16 protein-coding genes are annotated in these 17,953 nt (G+C 71.1%); 7 read left to right on the top strand and 9 right to left on the bottom strand.

Features of this window, described 5'->3' with window-relative positions; all coding sequences use genetic code 11:
- Positions 1 to 68: 68 nt before the first annotated feature.
- Both ACZ53K_RS31705 and ACZ53K_RS31700 read left to right on the top strand, forming a co-directional pair.
- A complete protein-coding gene (locus tag ACZ53K_RS31705; RefSeq protein WP_468843381.1) occupies positions 69 to 785 on the top strand; it encodes a TetR/AcrR family transcriptional regulator in 717 nt (238 codons plus the stop codon).
- Positions 786 to 828: 43 nt separating this feature from the next.
- Entirely contained in the window at positions 829 to 1,356 is a 528-nt protein-coding gene (locus tag ACZ53K_RS31700) for a GNAT family N-acetyltransferase (protein WP_468843379.1), read from the top strand.
- A 345-nt stretch (positions 1,357 to 1,701) separates the two neighbouring features.
- Here ACZ53K_RS31700 and pulA read toward each other — a convergent pair whose 3' ends face one another.
- The 3 genes from pulA to ACZ53K_RS31685 all read right to left on the bottom strand — a co-directional run bounded on the left by pulA (position 1,702) and on the right by ACZ53K_RS31685 (position 6,385).
- Entirely contained in the window at positions 1,702 to 4,335 is a 2,634-nt protein-coding gene (gene pulA / locus ACZ53K_RS31695) for a pullulanase-type alpha-1,6-glucosidase (RefSeq protein ID WP_468843376.1), read from the bottom strand.
- A gap of 46 nt (positions 4,336 to 4,381) precedes the next feature.
- Positions 4,382 to 5,797: an alpha-amylase gene (locus ACZ53K_RS31690; RefSeq protein WP_468843373.1), complete on the bottom strand. Its 1,416-nt coding sequence runs from the start codon at positions 5,795 to 5,797 to the stop codon at positions 4,382 to 4,384.
- 105 nt (positions 5,798 to 5,902) lie between these two features.
- Positions 5,903 to 6,385 carry an ATP-binding protein gene (locus tag ACZ53K_RS31685; protein ID WP_468843371.1) on the bottom strand — a complete coding sequence of 161 codons (483 nt, stop codon included), beginning with the start codon at positions 6,383 to 6,385 and terminating at the stop codon, positions 5,903 to 5,905.
- 149 nt (positions 6,386 to 6,534) lie between these two features.
- On the opposite strand from ACZ53K_RS31685, the gene ACZ53K_RS31680 reads away from it, so the two are divergent.
- The 3 genes from ACZ53K_RS31680 to ACZ53K_RS31670 all read left to right on the top strand — a co-directional run bounded on the left by ACZ53K_RS31680 (position 6,535) and on the right by ACZ53K_RS31670 (position 8,195).
- Positions 6,535 to 7,365, top strand: coding sequence for a helix-turn-helix domain-containing protein (locus ACZ53K_RS31680; protein WP_468843368.1), 831 nt, complete (start codon positions 6,535 to 6,537; stop codon positions 7,363 to 7,365).
- Complete coding sequence (locus ACZ53K_RS31675) at positions 7,362 to 7,556, top strand: DUF397 domain-containing protein (RefSeq protein WP_468843366.1); 195 nt, start codon at positions 7,362 to 7,364, stop codon at positions 7,554 to 7,556. The genes ACZ53K_RS31680 and ACZ53K_RS31675 overlap by 4 nt, the downstream gene beginning before the upstream one ends.
- An 84-nt stretch (positions 7,557 to 7,640) precedes the next feature.
- On the top strand, positions 7,641 to 8,195 hold the full coding sequence (locus ACZ53K_RS31670; RefSeq protein ID WP_468843364.1) for an EF-hand domain-containing protein: 555 nt from the start codon (positions 7,641 to 7,643) through the stop codon (positions 8,193 to 8,195).
- 15 nt (positions 8,196 to 8,210) lie between these two features.
- On the opposite strand, the gene ACZ53K_RS31665 is transcribed toward ACZ53K_RS31670, so the two are convergent.
- The 6 genes from ACZ53K_RS31665 to ACZ53K_RS31640 all read right to left on the bottom strand — a co-directional run bounded on the left by ACZ53K_RS31665 (position 8,211) and on the right by ACZ53K_RS31640 (position 14,752).
- Positions 8,211 to 8,873, bottom strand: coding sequence for a maltokinase N-terminal cap-like domain-containing protein (locus ACZ53K_RS31665; RefSeq protein WP_468843361.1), 663 nt, complete (start codon positions 8,871 to 8,873; stop codon positions 8,211 to 8,213).
- A 79-nt stretch (positions 8,874 to 8,952) separates the two neighbouring features.
- Positions 8,953 to 10,044, bottom strand: coding sequence for a LacI family DNA-binding transcriptional regulator (locus ACZ53K_RS31660; protein WP_468843358.1), 1,092 nt, complete (start codon positions 10,042 to 10,044; stop codon positions 8,953 to 8,955).
- On the bottom strand, positions 10,029 to 11,657 hold the full coding sequence (locus ACZ53K_RS31655) for a glycoside hydrolase family 13 protein (protein WP_468843356.1): 1,629 nt from the start codon (positions 11,655 to 11,657) through the stop codon (positions 10,029 to 10,031). The genes ACZ53K_RS31660 and ACZ53K_RS31655 overlap by 16 nt, the downstream gene beginning before the upstream one ends.
- Position 11,658: 1 nt before the next feature.
- The gene (locus ACZ53K_RS31650; RefSeq protein WP_468843353.1) at positions 11,659 to 12,510 is read right to left on the bottom strand and encodes a sugar ABC transporter permease; all 852 of its coding nucleotides are present in this window, start codon (positions 12,508 to 12,510) and stop codon (positions 11,659 to 11,661) included.
- On the bottom strand, positions 12,507 to 13,472 hold the full coding sequence (locus ACZ53K_RS31645; RefSeq protein ID WP_468843570.1) for a carbohydrate ABC transporter permease: 966 nt from the start codon (positions 13,470 to 13,472) through the stop codon (positions 12,507 to 12,509). Before ACZ53K_RS31645 ends, ACZ53K_RS31650 begins: the two co-directional genes overlap by 4 nt.
- 14 nt (positions 13,473 to 13,486) lie before the next feature.
- Entirely contained in the window at positions 13,487 to 14,752 is a 1,266-nt protein-coding gene (locus ACZ53K_RS31640) for an extracellular solute-binding protein (protein WP_468843351.1), read from the bottom strand.
- A 353-nt stretch (positions 14,753 to 15,105) separates the two neighbouring features.
- Between ACZ53K_RS31640 and ACZ53K_RS31635 the strand changes: the two genes are divergently transcribed.
- A complete protein-coding gene (locus ACZ53K_RS31635) occupies positions 15,106 to 16,701 on the top strand; it encodes a glycoside hydrolase family 13 protein (protein WP_468843348.1) in 1,596 nt (531 codons plus the stop codon).
- A 94-nt stretch (positions 16,702 to 16,795) separates the two neighbouring features.
- A complete protein-coding gene (locus tag ACZ53K_RS31630; protein ID WP_468843345.1) occupies positions 16,796 to 17,875 on the top strand; it encodes a LacI family DNA-binding transcriptional regulator in 1,080 nt (359 codons plus the stop codon).
- The last annotated feature ends 78 nt before the right edge of the window (positions 17,876 to 17,953 follow it).

Genomic DNA, 17,953 nt, shown 5'->3' with positions numbered 1-17,953 from the left:
CCGGTACGCGGTGTCCGGTCCCCGGTCGCTCGATTCCGCGGCGCGTCCCCGGTCGTTAGGGTGTGCGCATGACCAACGGGGCGCGCCGCAGGATGGGTGTCGAGCAACGACGCGAGCAGCTGATCGCGGTGGCGCTCGGTCTGTTCAGCCGCCGGGCCCCGGAAGAGGTCTCGATCGACGAGATCGCCGAGGCGGCCGGCATCTCCCGGCCGCTGGTCTACCACTATTTCCCGGGCAAGCAGAGCCTGTACGAGGCGGCGCTGCGCCGGGCGGCCGACGAGCTGGCCGCCCGCTTCGTCGAACCGCACGAAGGGCCGCTCGGGGCCCGTCTGCTGCGCGTGATGGAACGATTCTTCGACTTTGTCGAGGAGCACGGCCCCGGCTTCTCCGCGCTGATGCGCGGCGGCCCGTCCATCGGCGCCATGGACGGCGTGGGGTCGGGCCGGACGAGCGCGATGATCGACGGCGTACGCCAGGCCGCGTACGAGCAGATCCTCTCCCACCTCGGAGTCGAGGGCCCCGCTCCGCGCATGGAGCTGGTGGTCCGCTCCTGGATATCGCTCGCCGAGACCACCGCGCTGATCTGGCTGGACAGCCGCGCCATCCCGCGCGGCGAGCTGGAACGCCAGCTGGTGCACGACTTCGCGGCGCTGGCGGCGGTGAGCGCCGCGTACGACGAAGAAATGGCCGGTGTCCTGGGCCGCGTCCTGGCCGGGGAGCCGTCCGACGGGCCGTTCGCCGACCTGCTGACCCGGCTGCTGGCGCTGGCGCCGCAGGCGACGTGAGACGGACGAGCCCGTTCCGGTGCCGCTGCGGCACAATCCGCGCATGGACATGATCACCTTTCGCCGCGCGGCGGACACCGACGCCGATGTGGCCGCCCTCGTCGCGCTGTACGACGGAGCCGCCCGCTGGATGCAGGGCCGCGGCATCAACCAGTGGACGCCCGGCGAGCGGGACGCGGAGCACTTCCGGCTGCGGATCAAGCAGGACGAGGTCTGGTTCGCCGAAGTGGGCGGGGAGATCGCCGGTGCCTGGGAGCTGTGGTGGGAGGATCTGCCCGCCTGGGGCCCGCAGCCGCCGGTCGCGGGCTATCTGCACCGTCTGATGGTCGACCGCGACCGGGCCCCGGCGGGCACCGGCCGCGCGATGCTGGCCCGGGCCGAGCGGCGGATCGCCGAGGCGGGCCGTCCGCTGAGCCGCCTCGACTGCAAGTCGAGCAATCCGCGCCTGCAGCCGTACTACGAGGGTGCGGGCTACCGGGTCGTCGGCGAACAGCGGTCGAAAGAGGGCTCGGACGGGAGCAAGTACACCGTCACGCTGCTGGAAAAGCGGGTGCTCGGGCCGGAGGCGTAACCGGGGGCACAGCCGGGGGCGCACCACGGGCGCGGGGGCGCACACCCGGCGCAGAGCACCGGCGCGCGGGCACCCGCCGCGCAACCGACACGGGTTGTACGGCCCTTTGTCCGGCATCTCCAGGGCTTTCGGACAATTCCCGGGAGCCCCACAGTGGTGTCACCGGGGCCTGAGGGCACGGGATCACGGGGGCCCATGGAGTCCGCTGCGGCGGACGGATGGGGGAACCATGGGGGCGATCCACGGGGGAAACCGGGCCCCGGAGCCGCCGATGGCGGATGGGCCGTCCATGGGCAGGGCGGCCCATGGACGGCCCCAACAAGCACAACCGGGCTGCCGCCGCCGCTACTTCGCGGCGAACACCGCGACCGTACGCGCCGGTACGCCGAACGTTCCCGTCCGCTTGTCGTACGAAGCCGTCCGCACCACCGGATCCGCGCCGCGCGCCTGGACGCGGTGCAGGCCGTACCGCTTGCCCGCGAGCGCCGGTACGTGCTGGAGCTGCCGCTGCGGCGTCGCGTTGAAGACCACGATCAGCGCGCCGAGCCGCATGGTCACCACGCCCGGCGTCTCGGACGTCCCCGACAGGGGGAAGGAGAGCGCCTTCTGTACGGCCTCGGCGCTGTCGAGCCCGAAGGCCGGTTCGGTGGCGTGGATACGGAGCAGGTCGCGGTAGGCCGCGGAGGCGGCGGTGATCTGCGCGCAGCCGGGGCGCAGGGCGGGGTCGGCGAGCAGGGGCCGGGCGTACGGCCATTTGTCCTTGTTGTCGGCGGCGGGCGGCAGGCCGCGGCCGAAGCCGTTGCCGTCCCGGCAGTCCCAGTGCAGGGCGTTGAACCAGTCGCCGCTGTCGTGCGAGTTGCGGTCCAGCGACTTCGACCGGAGCAGGTCGCTGCCCGCCTGGGAGAGGGCCGGGCCCTGGGAGAGCGCGGCGGTGGCCATGGCCACGACCTGCATACGGGCTCGGTCGGCGGGCGTGGTGCCCTGCGGGAGCTTGTAGGCGAGGGCGTCGTAGAGCGTCTCGTTGTCGTGGGCGTCGGCGTACGCGAGGGCGTCGGCGGGGGTGGCGGCGTATCCGGCCGGGCTGCCGTTGTAGTCGACCTGCGAGCCCTTGACCGTACGGCCGGAGGTGTCGGTGAAGGTGAAGTCGGCGAGGTTGCCGGTAAGGCCGACCTTGAGCAGGTCCTGGTAGTGGAGCAGGCGGGTGCGCTGTTCGGACGGGGTGCCGTTGGCGGGCGAGGTGTTGGGGTCCGTGAGGAGACCGGAGGCGAAGCCCTGGACGCGCGGGTCCGGGTCGAAGGGGCCGCCGCCGCGTACCGCGTCGCGCGCGCGGTCGTTGAAGGTGGCGATCCCGGTGCCCGCCATGTTGCGCTGGGTGGCCTGCACGAAGCGCGCGTCGTCCGCGACCTCGCCGAAGTTCCAGCCTTCCCCGTACAGGACGACCGCCTTGCCGTCCACGCCGTCCTTGGCGGGGGTCAGGGCGTCCAGGGCCTTGCGTACGGCGAGGATGTTGGCCTTCGGATGGTGTCCCATGAGGTCGAACCGGAACCCGTCGATCTTGTACTGCCGGGCCCAGGTGACGATCGAGTCGACGACGAGCCGGCCCATCATCGTGTGCTCGGGCGCGGTGTTCGCGCAGCAGGTGGAGGTGGCCACGGAGCCGTCGTCGAGCAGTCGGTGGTAATAACCGGGCACGATGCGGTCGAGGACGGACAGCGCGCTCTGCCCACTCGCGGCGGTGTGGTTATAGACGACGTCCATGACGGTGCGCAGTCCGGCGCCGTTCAGCCCCTGCACCATGCGACGGAATTCCACGGTCCGTGCGCGCGGCGAGTCCGGTTCGGAGGCGTACGAGCCTTCCGGCACGGTGTAGTGGAACGGGTCGTACCCCCAGTTGTACGCGTCACGCGCGGCGGCCTTCCCCACGCACTCCTGCTGCCGCTCGGAGTCGGCGGGCAGCGCCGCCAGGTCGCAGTCCGGGCGGGCCTGGTCGGAGCGCCGCTCCGGGACGGTCGCGATGTCGAAGGCGGGCAGGAGGTGGACGTACGAGGTGCCGGAGTCGGCGAGGGATTTCAGGTGCCGCATGCCGTCCGACCGGCGGTCGGTGAAGGCGAGGTACTGCCCCGGGTGGCGCGAGGTGCGGTCCTCGACGGAGAAGTCCCGGATGTGCAGTTCCTGGATGCGGGCCCGGTTCAGCGGCACCGCCGCGGGCTTCTTGAGCCGGTCCCAGCCCTTCGGCGCGAGGCGCGGGTCGGCGAGGTCGACGACGAGGCTGCGCGTGGAGTCGGCGGTCAGGGCGGTCGCGTACGGGTCGGTGACCTTGTTCGTGACGAAGCGGCCGACGGCGGGCGCCCAGACGTCGACGACATAGCGGTACGGCTGGCCCGCCCAGCCCCGCGTGCCCCGCGCCTGCCACACGCCGCTCGCGTCGTCCCGGCGCATCGGGACCGTACGGCCGTCCAGTTCGAGCGCGACGGTGCGGGCGGTCGGCGCCCAGACGGAGAGGGTGGGGCGGCCACGCCGGAAGACCGGCCCGAGCGGCGCCTTGGCCGCGGCCGGTCCGTACAGGTCGTCCAGTACGCCGGGGATCTGCACGCCGGTGCTCACGGGCCGCCCGTCGGCGTCCGGCTGGACCGCGACGAGCCGGTCGCGCAGCGCGGTGCGGGCGAGCTGCTGGTCACGCGGATCGACGGCGAACGCCGGAAAGCCCTTCAGGTGCGGGTACGCGGCCTGCTCCGCGGGGGTGAGGGCGCTGGGCGTGAGCCGTATCCGCCCCTCCCCCTTCCCCGCCGCCCCGAACTCCAGCCGGGCGTCCGCGCGCCGGGCGCCCTTCCAGACCACGGTGTCGCGGTCGATCCACTGGGCCGCCGCCTTGGCGGGAGCCGGTGGCGGTTCGGCGTTCGCGGAGGGCGGGGCGGGCAGGACCGCCGCGCACAGGGCCATGGCCACGGCTGAGACGGTACGGCGGAGGGTGCGCCTCACGTAAGGACTCCTTCAGGACGTTCGGGCGGGGCGGGAGGTGTCCGGGTCAGCCGCAGCCGCGCGCGCCGACGTGCAGCGCCAGCGCCGTGTTCGGGGCGACCGTGGCGGTGAAGCGCCCGTCGCCGCCCACCGTCACCGGCTTCCGGCTCTGTACGTCGCAGTACGTGCCGGCCGGCAGCGCGGTCTGGAAGGTGCGGGTCAGCGCGCTGCCTTCGTGGTTGACCACGGCGTAGCCCTTGTCGCCGCGTCCGAAGGCGATGGCGTCGTTGCCGTTGTCCCACCAGTGGGTGACGGGCGTGCCGTGGGTCGCGTTGCGGAAGCCGACCATGGCGCGGATCTCGGGCCAGTTGTGCTGGCACTTCCACTGGTCCTGCCAGCAGGCGCGCACAGCACCCCCGTTGGGCGGACCGGCGTCGTGGTCGGAGAACTCGTATCCGGAGTGCACATCGGGTGCCGCGTACGGCCATGCCAGCATGAAGACGTTGGCGAGGGTGTAGTCCGCGCCGTCCTTGTAGCTGAGCGTGCTGCCGTTGCGCTCGGTGTCCCAGTTGTCGACGAAGACACCGGACTTGGCCGAGGGCAGGTAGGCCCAGCCCTCACCGAAGTTCTTCAGGTACGCCAGCTTCTCGCTCTGGAACACGCGCTTGAGGTCGCGGCCGTAGCGGAATTCCTGGACGTCACCGTTGCCCAGGTACTCGGCCGGGGAGACAGCCTCGCCCTCCCCGTGGATCGCCTCCTGCTTCCAGTAGACGGAAGGGTTCTTCAATTGCCGTTTGATCGCGGCGAGGTCCTCCGCCGGCATGTGCTTGGCCGCGTCGATCCGGAAGCCGTCCACGCCGAGCGACAGCAGGTCGTTGAGGTACGCGGCGATCCGGGACCGGACATACGGCTCACCGGTGTCCAGGTCGGCCAGACCGACCAGTTCGCAGTGCTGGACGTTCCACCGGTCGCGGTAGTCCGTGATCTGCCCGGTGCAGTCGTCCATGTCCTGGCGCTGGTAGACCCCCGGGTAGTCGTACTTCGTGTACGGCGAGCCGCCGGTGCCCGTACCCGACCCGGCGGACATGTGGTTGATCACCGCGTCCGCGACCACCTTGACCCCGGCCGCGTGGCAGGCGGCCACCATGTTCTTGAAGGCCGCCCGGTCGCCGAGCCGCCCGGCGATCTTGTAGCTGACCGGCTGGTACGAGGTCCACCACTGGCCGCCCTGGATGTGCTCGGTGGCCGGCGAGACCTCCACATGGCCGTAACCGGCGGGCCCCAGCGTGTTCTTGCACTCTTCGGCGACCGAGTCGTACCGCCACTGGAACAGCTCGGCGGTCACGTCCTTCGTCCCCGGCGGCGCCGCGTTCGCGGGCTGCGGCGGCGGGCCGAGGACGGCTGCCGCGGCGCCGGAGAGGAGGGCCAGGGCGGCGGCCACGGATCTGCGGGTGGACCGTCGGCGGCGGGTGGGGGCGGCCATGGTTCCTCCTGTGAGGGGGTGGGAGGTGTTCAGCCGTTGTTCTATCCGCCGCGGTTGATCGTTGCAATAGTTTACGCAAGAGATTGCAGTACGGCCCGCCGGGCGTCAGACGTGGGCACCCGGCGCGAGGTCCAGCTCCGCGCGCACCGTCTTACCCACCCCCGCCCGGTCCAGGACCGCCCACCGGGTGGCGAGCGCCGCGACGAGGACCAGGCCGCGGCCGGTCTCCACGTCGGCCGGGGCGGGCCCGATGCGGTCGGGTGACGGTGGCCGCCGCTCGGTGCGCGTGTCGGTCACGTCGATCCGCAGTGCCCCGGTACGGGCGAGCCCTCCGAGGACCGCGAGCCGCAATTCGAAGTCCCGCCCGGGTACGCGGCCGTGGGTGACGGCGTTGGCGGCCAGCTCCCCGACGACCGCCCCGACATCCTCGGAGAACGGAGTGCCGTACGGAAACCCCCACGCGTCGAGCCGGTGCACGGCGAGATGGCGCGCGAGGCGCGCCCCGAGCCGGGTACTGCTGAAGCGTTGGGTGAACACACGTACGGTGACGGGAGGGTTGGGCGGCTGAGTGGCGAGTTGGGCTGGCATGGACCCACGGTCGCCCTCGAATGACGGCGCTGACCAGAGTTTCCACCCGTACGGAGTGAGAGCGTACGAGCACAGAGGGTGGACAGTACGCCTTACTCACCGTGATCATGGCCGGGTCGCGCAGATAGGACCGCCGGAGAGGGCCCGAAGTGACAGATGCCGCGGGTAGCAGCGAGCCAGAACCCATCGACAGCCTCAAGGCGTTCGGCGCCGTGGTCAAGGCGTTCAGGGAACGGGCCGGACTGACGCAGGACGAATTGGCCGGGCCGGTTCGGTTCTCGGCTCAGACCATCGCCTCCATCGAACAGGGACGGCGGTTCCCGCCACCGGACTTCATCGACCGGGCGGAGGTGGTGCTGGACGCATTCGGCGCACTGAAAGCCGCCGCACGTCACCTCTCGCGTAAGCCAGGCTTGGCTGCTTGGTTCCGCCACTGGGCGGCCAAGGAAGCAAGGGCGGTCAGTCTGCGTACGTATGAGTGCCGATTGGTCCCGGGCCTGCTGCAAACCGAGGCGTACGCACGGACGCTCTTCGAGAACCGTGTACCTCCGCTGACCGACGAACAGGTCGAGTCCCAAGTGTCCGCCCGCCTGGAGCGTCAAAAGCTGTTGCAGGAGAGGACGGGCACACTGTTCAGCTTCGTCCTCGACGAGCATGTGTTCCTGCGTCGGACCGGCGGCACGGAGACTTCCCGTCAGCTCATCGAGCACGTCCTGGAATGTGCGAGTCTGCGGAACGTCGAGCTACAAATCATGCCGCTGGAGGAGCCGGTCCACCCCGGGTTGGACGGGCCGATTTGTCTCTTGGAGACCCCGGACAACAAGTGGTTCGGATACTGCGAGGCGCAGGAAAGCGGGCAGTTCGTCTCCGATCCCAAGACGATCAGCACACTGCACATGCGCTATGCAAGACTGCAATCGCAGGCTCTCTCCCCCGAAGACTCCAGGAGCCTGCTGGAGCGGATGCGAGGAGCCCTATGAGCACCACCACCGAGCTGACCTGGACGAAGAGCAGCTACAGCGGTAGCTCGGGTGACAACTGCGTTGAAGTCGCCGCCTCCCCAACCACCATCCGCATCCGCGACTCAAAGAATGCGCAAGGGCCTCAACTCACGACCTCCCCCGCCGCCTGGGCCGCCTTCCTCCCCTACGCCGCCCGCCAGGCAACCTGACCCGAACCACCGTTGCCCGCGGCCCCCGGCCGCAGTTCCATGGAACGCGTCCGTGAGCGCCCCGCGAGAGAACGGTGGGTTCCGATGGCCGCGAACGACACCCTTGAGCGCAAGTTCAGCATCCTCTTCGACTGGTTCGACCGGACCGAGGACGGCTGGCTCACCCATGAGGACTTCGAGGTGATGGCCGGGCTGTTCATGGCGCTGGCGCAGCCGGAGGACCACGACAACCGGGCCGCGCTGCGTGAGGCGTTCGGCCGGTGGTGGGAGGTGCTGCGGGACGCGGGCGGCACGGATGACGAAGGGCGGGTGGGACGCCGGGCGTTCATCGATCTGATGCGCTCGCACGTCACCGACCCGAAGACCTTCGAGCACGTCGTACTCCAGATCGTCGACGCGCTGATGCAGGCGCTCGACACCGACCGCAACGGCCGGCTCACCCAGGACGAGTACGTGCGGATGTACGAGGCGCTGCACATCGACCCGGCGACCTCCGCCCCCGCCTTCCAGCGGCTGGACCGTGACGGCGACGGCGCCATCAGCCACGCCGAGTTCCGCAAGGCCATCGAGGAGTTCTACCTCAGCCCGGACCCGGACGCCCCGGGCAACTGGCTGCTCGGCTCGCCACTCATCACGTGAGCCGGGCGGCGGCCGTCAGTCCGCGGCCTCGTGAACGGTGACGAACAGCCCTCGCGGCTGCTCCCCCGATGCCTCGGTCCACGTCGCGCTGACGTGTCCCAGGGCCGGGCCGACCTCACCCTCGCCCTCGGCCGGTGTCAGCACCCGGTGGACGCGCAGGACCAGCGGCCGGGGCGTCCGGACGAGGATGTCGGTGGCGGTCACGCTCTGGGTCACCGAGGCGGGGCCCGGGGCCTCGCCGTGGGCCGCTTCCGCGAGCCGCGCTCGCACCGTGGGGTCGAGGGCGTCGTTCTCGCTCTGGGCGTGGGGTTCGGCCCGGCCGGTGAGGAGGGCGAAGAGCTGGGCGACCAGGACCGGGTCGTGGGTGCCGTCGTAGACCCAGCGCTTGCCGAGTACGCCGTGCTCCAGGGTGCCGATGAGGGCGTGGCCGGCACCGGTCAGAGGGGCGCCCCGGTAGGTGAAGGGGACGTGGTAGTGCACTGGTTCGGGCCCGGCGGTGTCGGTGGCCACCATGAATTCCATGCCGACCTCGCCCTCCGGGTCGTCGAGGCGGAAGCCGCCGGCCTTGGTGAGTGTCGGGGCCGGCCCCTCCCCCGCGTACCAGGGCTGGGCGGGAAGCCAGGGGGCGAGCAGTTCCAGCTTGGTGGGCGAGAGCGTGGTGTGGTGGATGATGGCCATGGTCTCCGGCACCTTCCCGTAAGTGGCTGCGGTGATCACTTGGTCGCGGTGGTCATCCTGCCATTCACGGCCGCGGGCGCTACCCCGCCGGCTCCGCGATCCGTGCCGTCGATCCCCGTACCACCAGCTCCGGCTGGAAGACGAACTCCGTGTGGCGGTCCGGCGGTCCGTCGCCGTCCGCGCGGGCGCGGATCTCTTCGATCAGCGCGTCGACGGCGGCCGAGGCCATCGCCCGCACGGGCTGGCGCACGGTGGTCAGGGGCGGGTCGGTGAAGGCGATGAGCTGGGAGTCGTCGAAGCCGACGACCGACACCTGTGCCGGTACGTCCAGGCCGCGCTGGCGGGCCGCCCGTACGACGCCGAGCGCCATCAGATCGCTGCCGCAGACGATGGCCGTGCAGCCCGCGTCCAGTAAGGACGCCGCCGCCGCGTGACCGCCTTCGACGCCGAAGAGGGTGTGCCGGACGAGGTGTTCGGCCTGCCCCCTCCGCAGGCCGAACTCCTCCGTCACCGCCGCGGCGAAGCCTTCGGCCTTGCGGCGCGACGGCACGTAGCGGACCGGGCCGACGGCCAGGCCGATGGTGCGGTGGCCGAGTTCGGCGAGGTGGCGTACGGCCATGCGGGCGGCCGCCCGGTCGTCCGGGGAGACGAACGGGGCGGCGATGCCCTCGTGGTGGCCGTTGATGAGGACGTACGGGACACCGCGATCGGTGAGGCGGGTGTAGCGGTCGGGGTCGGTGGTGCTGTCGGAGTGGAGGCCGGAGAGGAAGATGATGCCGGTGACGCCGCGCGCTTCGAGCTGTTCGACGATCTCGTCCTCGGTGGCGCCGCCGGGGAGCTGGGTGCACAGGACGGGGGTGTAGCCGTGGCCGGTCAGGGCCTGTTCGATGAGCTGGGCGAAGGCCGGGAAGATCGGGTTGGTCAGTTCGGGGACGATCAGGCCGACCAGTCCGGCGCTGGTGCGGCGCAGGCGGACGGGGCGATCGCCGCCGAGGACGTCGAGGGCGGCCAGGACCCGCTGCCGGGTGCCGCGGGCCACCCCCGCCTTCCCGTTGAGCACCCGGCTCACGGTCGCCTCGCTGACCTGGGCCTGCGCGGCGATGTGCGCCAGCCGGGGGCCGGGGCCCCCGGCCGGCGGCGCGTCGAGGTGGTCGGTCACGCTTCCCACCACACGGCGGTGTCCGCCGGGAGGGTGAGTTCGTCGTCGACGGTGCGGAGTCCGGCCGAGGACAGCAGCGGCCGCCAGGACGGCCGGACCGGGGCGGGTACGGGTTCGGCTGTCATGTTGACCGTGCAGGCGAAGCCGCCGGGGCGGCGGAAGGCCAGCACGCCTTCGGGCGCTTCCAGCCATTCGACGCGGTCGCCGGCCCCGAGTCCGGGGTGGGTGCGGCGCAGCTTGAGGGCCGTACGGTACAGCTCCAGCATGGAGGCCGGGTCGCCGGTCTGGGCGGCGACGCTCAGGCCCGCCCACTCCGGCGGCTGCGGGAGCCAGCTGCCGCCGGTCCCGAAGCCGTACGGAGCCGTGTCGCCGGACCACGGGATCGGGACGCGGCAGCCGTCGCGCAGGCCGTCCTGGCCGTCGCCGCGGAAGAACGCGGGGTCCTGGCGTACCTCGTCGGGCAGGTCGGTGACCTCGGGCAGGCCCAGTTCCTCGCCCTGGTAGACGTACGCGGAGCCGGGCAGCGCGAGCATGAGCAGGGCGGCGGCGCGGGCGCGGCGGGCGTCGCCGCCGAGGCGGGTGGCGTGCCGTACGACGTCGTGGTTGGAGAGAACCCAGGTGGTGGGGGCGCCCACGGGCCGCATGGCGTCGAGGGAGTCGTCGATGGCGGCGCGCAGTGCGGCGGCGTCCCATCCGGTGCCGAGGTAGTGGAAGTTGAACGCCTGGTGGAGTTCGTCGGGGCGCAGGTAGAGGGCGGTGCGGTCGGCGCTGGGGGTCCAGGCCTCGGCGACGCCGATGCGGTCGCCCGCGTACTCGTCCAGGACGCGGCGCCAGGAGCGGTAGATCTCGTGGACGCCGTCCTGGTCGAAGAACGGCAGGACCTGGTTGCCGAGCAGTCTGAGCTGGCCGGTGCGGCCCATGTCGGGCAGGCCGGGGGCCTTGACCAGACCGTGGGCGACGTCGATGCGGAAGCCGTCCACGCCGAGGTCGAGCCAGAAGCGCAGGATGGAACGGAACTCGTCCTGGACGGCGGCGTGTTCCCAGTTGAAGTCGGGCTGTTCGGGGGCGAAGAGGTGGAGGTACCACTCGCCGTCCGCCACTCGGGTCCAGGCCGGGCCGCCGAAGACGGACTCCCAGTCGTTGGGCGGGAGTTCACCGTTCTCGCCGCGTCCCTTGCGGAAGTGGAAGCGGTCGCGGAGCGTCGATCCGGGGCCCTCCTCCAGCGCCTGCCGGAACCAGGCGTGCCGGTCGGAGCAGTGGTTGGGGACGACGTCCACGATCACGCGCAGGCCCAGGCCGTGGGCGTCGCGGATGACGGCCTCGGCGTCGGCGAGGGTGCCGAAGGCCGGGTCGATGACGCGGTAATCGGCGACGTCGTAGCCCGCGTCGGCCTGCGGGGAGGAGTAGAAGGGGCTGAGCCAGACGGCGTCGACGCCCAGGTCCTTGAGGTAGGGCAGGCGGCTGCGGATGCCGGGCAGGTCGCCCATGCCGTCGCCGTTGCCGTCGGCGAAGCTGCGCGGGTAGACCTGGTAGATCACCGCGTGGCGCCACCACTGGGTGGCACCGGGTGCGGCCGGGGCCGCGGCGTCGGCGGTCGCTCCATGGGTGGGGTGCTCGGTGGTCATGTCATCCCTTGGTGGTGCCGGAGGTCAGTCCGGCGACGAGGTGGCGCTGGGCGAAGGCGAAGACCAGGGCCGCGGGCACCGCGATGATCACGGCGGCGGCGGTCATCGATCCCCAGTCGTTGACGTACTGGTTGACGAAGGTCTGCAGGCCGCCGGCGAGGGTCAGGTTCTCCTCGCCGGTCATGAAGGCGGAGGCGTACGCGACCTCGGCCCAGGCGGTCACGAAGGTGTAGAAGCCGGTGACGGCCAGGCCGGGGCGGGCCAGCGGCAGGACCAGGCGCCAGAAGGTGCCGAAGGGGTTGAGGCCGTCGACGCGTCCGGCTTCGTCGATCTCCACCGGGATGGTGTCGAAGAAGCCTTTCATCATCCAGGCGCAGAAGGGGACGGCGATGGTCAGGTAGGTGACGACCAGACCGGCCGGCTGGTTGAGCAGCCCGAGGCTCGCCAGCAGGTTGTACAGCGGCACGATCAGTACGGCGACCGGGAACATCTGCGTGATCAGCAGCAGCCACATCAGCGGGCGCATCCCGGGGAACCGGAAGCGGCTGACGGCGTAGCCGGTGGTGGCCGCGACGAAGACGCCGATGACGGTGGTGATGCCGACGACGAGCACCGAGTTGCCGAACCAGGTCAGGAACTCGGTGTCGGCGACCACGTGCCGGTAGTTGGCGAAGGTGAAGTTGCTGACCAGCTCGGTGGTGAAGGCGTCGTTCTTCGGTTTGAAGGAGGTGATCAGCAGCCACAGCGGCGGGAAGACCGCGACGACGGCGGCGATCAGCAGAGTCGTGTGCAGGCCGACGGAGGCCAGCGGGCCGCGCTTGTTGCGCGGCGTCTTCTTCGGTGCCACGGTCACCACACCTCTCCCTGCTTGCGGAGCGAGCGCCGGTAGACGATCGCGATCAGGGACAGCAGGAGCAGGATCAGTACGCCCCAGGCGGCCGAGCCGGAGAAGTCGCGCGGGCTGTCGACGAAGGAGAGCCGGTAGGCGTAGGTCACCAGGATTTCGGTGGCGTCGCCGGGGCCGCCCCGGGTGAGCAGGTAGATCACCGGGAACATGTTGAACGTCCAGATGATGGAGAGCAGGATCACGGTGCTGCTCACCCCGCGCAGACCGGGCAGGGTGATGTGGCGGAACCGCTGCCAGGGGCCCGCGCCGTCCATCTCCGCGGCCTCGTACAGCTCGCCGGGGATCGACTGGAGGCCGCCGAGCAGCGCGACGAGCATGAACGGTACGCCCAGCCACACGTTGACGGCGATGACCGACAGCTTGGCCCAGGTCGGGTCGTTCAGCCACGGCACCGCGTCGATGCCGCCGCCCGCCAGGACCTTGTTGAGCAGGCCGTTCTTCTCGTTGTAGAGCAGCCGCCAGGTGAAGACGGAGACGAAGGCGGGGATGGCCCAGGGCAGGATCAGCGCCAGCCGGTAGAAGGTGCGGCCGCGCAGCGTGCGGTTGAGCAGGTTGGCGAGGGCCAGGCCGATGGCGAAGGTGAGGCCGACGCAGGCCACCGTCCACACCGCGGTCCAGCCGAGCCGGCCCCAGAAGACGCTGTCGCCGAGGACGGCGGTGTAGTTGTCCAGGCCGGTGAACTTGTAGGTGGCCGGGATGTGGTTCATGCCGATGTTGCGCTCGACATTGCCCTCGTTGGCGTCGGTCAGCGACAGGTACAGGCCGCGGACCAGCGGGTATCCGATGATGACGCCGATGACGAGCACCACCGGGGCGACCATGGTCCAGGCGTACCAGTGGGTGCCGAGGGCTCTGCGCACCCGGCCCGGCGGTGCGGTGGCGGCCTCCTTCCGCCGGGCCCGGGACATCTGTGCGGTGTCCGTCACTTGTAGTCCTTGAGGAGCTTGCGGTAGCTGTCGCCGACGGCCTTGGCGGCCTGCTCGGGGGTGCTGGCGCCGGTGAGGACCTTGTTCATCTGGACCTTGATCGGCTCGAAGAGCGCGTTGCCCTCGGCGATCCAGGGGCGCTGGACGGCCTTGTCGACGGCGGGTTTGAAGAAGCCGACCATCTCGTTGTTCTTGACGGACGGCATCTCGTACACGGACTTGCGGGTGGGCAGCAGGCTCAGCTGTTCGGTGGTCTGCTGCTGGATCTTCGCCGAGCTCATGTACTTCGCGAAGGCGTAGGACGCCTGGAGGTTCTTGGAGCCCGCGTAGACGGAGAGGTTCCAGCCGCCCTGCGGGGAGCCCTGGGAGGCGCTGCCGCCGGGTACGGGTGCGACGCCGAGGTTCTTCTTGTCCTTGAACTCCTTGCCCGCCCGCACGCCTTCGATGTCCCAGGGGCCGCTGACGGCCATCGCGACCTTGCCGTCCTTGAGGGCCTTGAGCTGGTTCTCCTGGCCGTCGGTGGCGTCGGTGACGGCGGCCTTGGAGTCGACCAGGTCCTTGATGGCCTTGAAGGCCTTCACGCCGGCGTCGTCGTCGATGGTGACGACCTTGTCGCGGGCGTCGACCAGGTCGCCGCCCTCGCCGTAGAGGTACGGCAGGAACCAGTACGGGTCGTCGCCGCGCAGGTACAGCGCGGTGGCGCCGGTCTTGTCCTTGATCTGCTTGGCGGCGGCGGTCAGCTCGGCGAAGGTCTTGGGTACCTCGACACCGGCCTCCTTGAGCAGCCGCTTGTTGTAGAAGAGGCCGAGGGTGTCGGTGACCTGCGGCACGGCGTAGGTCTTGTCCTTGAATCTGGTGCTGCCGACGGCCTGCGGCAGGTAGTCGCCTGTGTTGTCCAGGGCCGGGGTGTCGTCGAGCGGGGCGAGGTAGCCGAGGTTGGCGAAGTCGGCGACCCAGGCGACCTCGGTGCGCATCACGTCGGGGGCGCCCGCGCCGGCGCCGGCGGCGTTCTTGAACTTGGCGTTGGCCTCGCCGAACGCGACGCTGACGTACTTGACGTCGACCTTCGGGTGTTCCTTCTCGAAGCTCTCGGCCAGCTTCTTGTACGTGGCCTTCTCGGCGTCGTTGGAGGTGTCCCAGAAGGTCACGGTGCCGGACAGCTCGCCGCCGCTCTGCTGGTCGCCGCCGCCGTCATCTCCGCACGCTGTCGCCGTCATTGCCAGACCCGCGACCAACGCGGTGGCCACTATGCCACGCCGCATGTGAACTCCTTAGGGGGACGCCCGAGATGGCGCCGGAACGCCTCGCTCGGCCGTTCGAAACGCCTGTGATGGCGGACAGGAACGTAACAGCGTGGAAATGAATCCGAAAGACCTTGCGGCAAATTTCTGCAAGGTAACGGGAAGGTATTGCAGGGGGCGGCGCCCGCGCACGCCATGCCCACCACGCCTCAGCAGGCCGCTCACCAGGGCCGCGAGCGCCCGCAGGCCCGTCACCCCGCCGCGCCCTGCGCGTTGAGCCCGTAAACGACCGTCCGTCGATCGATGCCTGGACCCTGCAAGACGATGCATGGACGCTCTGCCCCGAATCGCCCCACTCTCGACAGGGATGCCAGATGACCCAGGAGCTGACCTCGACCGACTTCGCCCACACGGCGGCCCGGCCCGGCTGGTGGCGCGACGCCGTCATCTACCAGGTGTACGTCCGCTCCTTCGCCGACTGCGACGGCGACGGCATCGGCGATCTGCGCGGCGCCCGCGCCCGCCTGCCCTACCTGCGGGAACTGGGCGTGGACGCGGTCTGGCTCACCCCGTTCTACGCCTCCCCGCAGGCCGACGGCGGCTACGACGTCGCCGATTACCGCGCCGTCGACCCGCTGTTCGGCAGCCTCCAGGACGCCGACGACCTCGTACAGGCCGCCCACGCGCTGGGCCTGCGGGTGATCGTCGACATCGTGCCCAACCACACCTCCGACCAGCACCCCTGGTTCCGGGACCCGGAACTGGCCCGGCAGCGTTACCTCTTCCGCCCCGGCAAGGGCGCCTCCGGCGAGCTGCCGCCCAACGACTGGGAGTCGGTCTTCGGCGGGCCCGCCTGGACCCGTACCGAACGCGGCGACTGGTACCTGCACCTGTTCGCCCCGCAGCAGCCCGACCTGAACTGGGACAACCCGGACGTGCACGCCGAGTTCGAGTCCGTCCTGCGGTTCTGGCTCGACCTCGGCGTGGACGGCTTCCGCATCGACGTCGCCCACGGCATGGTCAAGGCACCCGGCCTGCCCGACATCGGCCACAAGGAGCAGGCCAAACTCATCGGCAGCCAGGTACTGCCCTTCTTCGACCAGGACGGCGTCCACCGGATCCACCGCGCCTGGCGCCGCCTGCTGGACTCCTACCCCGGCGAGCGCATCGGCGTCGCCGAGGCCTGGGCCCCCAGCCCCGAACGCCTGGCCCTGTACGTACGCCCCGACGAATGCCACCAGGCGTTCAACTTCCAGTTCCTGACCGCCGACTGGTTCGCCGCCTCGCTGCGCGCCGTCATCGACGCCTCCCTCGCCGCCACGGCCTCGGTCGGCGCCACCACCTCCTGGGTGCTCTCCAACCACGACGTGGTCCGCCACGCCACCCGCCTCGGCGGCCTGCGCCGCGCCCGCGCCGCCACGCTCATGATGCTCGCGCTGCCCGGCTCGGCCTACCTCTACCAGGGCGAGGAACTGGGCCTGCCCGAGGTCACCGACCTGCCCGACGAGGTACGCCAGGACCCCGCGTTCTTCCGCGGCGACGGGCAGGACGGGCACCGCGACGGCTGCCGGGTGCCGCTGCCCTGGTGCGGCGACTCGGCCGCGTACGGCTTCGGGCCCGGCGGCAGCTGGCTCCCCCAGCCGCGCGCGTGGAAGGACCTGTCCGTACGGGCCCAGACCGGCGACCCGGCCTCCACCCTGGAGCTGTACCGCGCGGCACTCACCCTGCGCCGCGCCCACCCCTGCCTCGGCGACGGCGGCCTGACCTGGACCGACGTCCCCGAGGGGCTGCTGGCCTTCACCCGAACCGGCCGCTCGGGCCGCCCGGACCTGCTGTGCACCCTCAACACCCTGGACCGCGCCGTCGAACTCCCCCGCCCCGGACGGGTGCTGCTCTCCTCCACGACCGTCCCGGCCGAGGGCGCCACGATCCCGCTGCCCGGCGACTCCTGCACCTGGTGGGCCCTCTGACCGACGATCCGGCACGGCCCGCCGAACGCCGCCCGCCCGCCGGCCGGTGCGGGCAGCGTGGGCAATCCGACAGGCGACCGGTACAGTCCCACCCATGACCGCCCGCCTGTCCGACATCGCAGCGCAGGCGGGTGTCAGCGAGGCCACCGTCAGCCGGGTGCTCAACGGAAAACCCGGCGTCTCCGCGACCACCCGCCAGTCCGTGCTGGCCGCGCTCGACGTGCTCGGGTACGAACGCCCCGTACGGCTGAGGCAGCGCAGCGCCGGGCTGGTCGGCCTGATAACGCCGGAGCTGGAGAACCCGATCTTCCCGGCGTTCGCCCAGGTCATCGGCCAGGCGCTGACCCGGCAGGGCTACACCCCGGTGCTGGCCACCCAGACGCCGGGCGGCTCCACCGAGGACGAGCTGACCGAGATGCTGGTGGACCGCGGCGTCGCCGGGATCATCTTCGTCTCCGGACTGCACGCGGACACCTCCGCCGACATGCAGCGCTACGAGCAGCTGCGGGGCCAGGGCGTGCCCTTCGTCCTGATCAACGGCTTCTCCGACAAGGTGCAGGCGCCCTTCGTCTCGCCGGACGACCGGGCCGCGATCCGCCTCGCCGTCACCCATCTGGCGGCACTGGGCCACCAGCGGATCGGGCTGGCCCTCGGGCCGAAGCGCTTCGTGCCCGTCCAGCGCAAGATCGAGGGCTTCCTGCACAGCATGCACGAGCAGCTCGGCCTGGACCGGGCGGCGGCCCAGGAGCTGATCCAGCACTCCCTCTACTCCCTGGAGGGCGGGCAGGCCGCGGCCGCCGCGCTGCTCTCCCGCGGCTGTACGGCGGTGGTGTGCGCCAGCGACATGATGGCGCTCGGCGCGATCCGGGCCGCCCGGCAGCAGGGCCTGGACGTGCCCCGGGAGGTCTCCGTCGTCGGCTTCGACGACTCCCCGCTGATCGCCTTCACGGACCCGCCGCTGACCACGATCCGGCAGCCGGTCACCGCGATGGGGCAGGCGGCGGTGCGGGCCCTGCTGGAGGAGGTCGGCGGCACCCCGGCGCCGCACAGCGAGTTCGTCTTCCACCCGGAACTGGTGGTCCGCGGTTCCACCGCTTCGGCGCCCAGGGCCGCCCGGATTCCCGGCCCGGCCGTCTCCTCTGATACGGATGGAAGCCTCCCGCCCCCGCCGTAGGGCAGAGCCTTCCCTCATCCGTCAGGGGTGGCGCCTCCCCCTGAGGTGCTACATGCGGGCCCTTCAGGACCCGACCGG

It is taken from the genome of Streptomyces sp. NPDC033221, from assembly GCF_055577005.1.
This window is presented reverse-complemented; position numbering and strand designations above follow the sequence as displayed.